Raw genomic sequence first — 1,468 nt, 5'->3', positions numbered from 1 at the left:
CGTGATGCGGCATGCGGATGCGGGCTATGAGGATGCGTTGGCTTGCGCGCGGGATCAGGGATTGAACCTGCCTGCGATCCTTTAGGCTGGGTTAGGCTTGGTTAGGGTTGTTGAAGCGAGGGGGCGGAAGCGCGGGGTTTCCCGCCCCGCCGCCCACCTCTAGTAATATGTCACTTCCCAATCGGCGAGGACGTGCGTGAGGCACTCTTTTGCCAATTCCAGTCGCATACGGTTGAGATGCGTCTGGCGAACCTGCCACCGTCTCTGGTCGGCGGTTTTCACCAGCTTTCGTGCGATGGTGAGCAGGTCTTCGGGAACGATTCTGTGGGCGATGCCCGTGAATGCGTCCACCGGCAGGAGGCAGCCGTCATCGGTCTCGATGAGACGTCCGGGGATGAGCCTCCATTCGCCGGTTTTGAACCGGACGTGCATTACCGCAACGGGTGCGTTGAGGGTGATGCAGAGGGTGGAGGATATATGCTAAAGGCTCGGTCAGCCATGGTGCTCTTTCTTGGTTATGAGCGTTATGGTCAGGCCCGGTGTGGGAGTTCGCGCTCCCCATCGGGCCGATACCGTTATAGGTTTAACGTTGAAGGAACGCAATGCCGCTGTGCGGCGATGGCTGGTCTGAGTGGCGGCCGATGCGTTTCGGGGGCTTATGGCGCCTTTGCCTATATCCGGAAGCCGATCATTGTTGTGATCCGCAGACAGGCGCTTCTGGCCCCGCCTTGCCGGCGTGATGCCGTCCTGGGAGCAACTGCGGCCGCTGGCGCTGCAGCATGACGTCTGCAATGTGTGGGCATCCTGTGGCCTGTGGCAGCCGTCACCGCCTTTGCCCATCATTGGAAGTCGATCATCATGACGACGCGCCAGCGCGCCAGCCTTGCCCCAGGATCGCACCGCTCTGCCCTGCGCCCTCCCTGCCCTCCCTGCCCTCCCTTACTGGCGTGGGCTTGGATCGGCTCTACCGCCGCTGGCGCTGCCGCATGACGTCCACGCTGCGGCAGGCGCCCTGTCGCAGCTTCTGCCGCCGCTGAGGACGTCATCTATCGTGACTATCCGAACGCCCAGGCCCTTACCCTCCGCTTGCCCTATCGCGGCGGCGTGACGCTTCTTGAGAGCAACGGGCTCCTTCGTCCCGCTGCATGACATCTGCGCTGCGGTGAGCGCTCTGTGGCCGTCTTCGCCGCCTTTGCCATCATTGGAAGCCGATCATCATGACGACCCACCAGCGCCCTGGCCCTGCCCTGGGATCGCATGGGTTTATCGGCTTTCGCCATCGCTGCGCCTTCCCTTCCCCGTCTTACGGGTTTTGAGGGGGTGCCTTCTCGCGCATCCGGCTCTGATGGAGCTCGAACCCGACCGGCTTCGCTTTCGCGTCTCGGCTTGGGTTTTGATGGAGCTCAAACGCGCACGGCCCCGCTTTGGGGCGGGGCGATTGTGATGTGTTGGGAAGCTGGTTTGTTGA

General features: G+C 62.5%; 1 protein-coding gene. It reads right to left on the bottom strand.

Annotated features, from left to right (window positions below; translation table 11 throughout):
• Window positions 1-159: 159 nt before the first annotated feature.
• Entirely contained in the window at window positions 160-432 is a 273-nt protein-coding gene (locus AUL31_RS19825; protein ID WP_060610926.1) for a hypothetical protein, read from the bottom strand.
• Window positions 433-1,468: the final 1,036 nt, after the last annotated feature.

This window comes from Aureimonas altamirensis, from assembly GCF_001463885.1.
GTDB lineage: Bacteria > Pseudomonadota > Alphaproteobacteria > Rhizobiales > Rhizobiaceae > Aureimonas > Aureimonas altamirensis.
The sequence above is the reverse complement of the archived record's forward strand: the minus strand, read 5'-3'. Positions and strand labels throughout refer to the sequence as shown.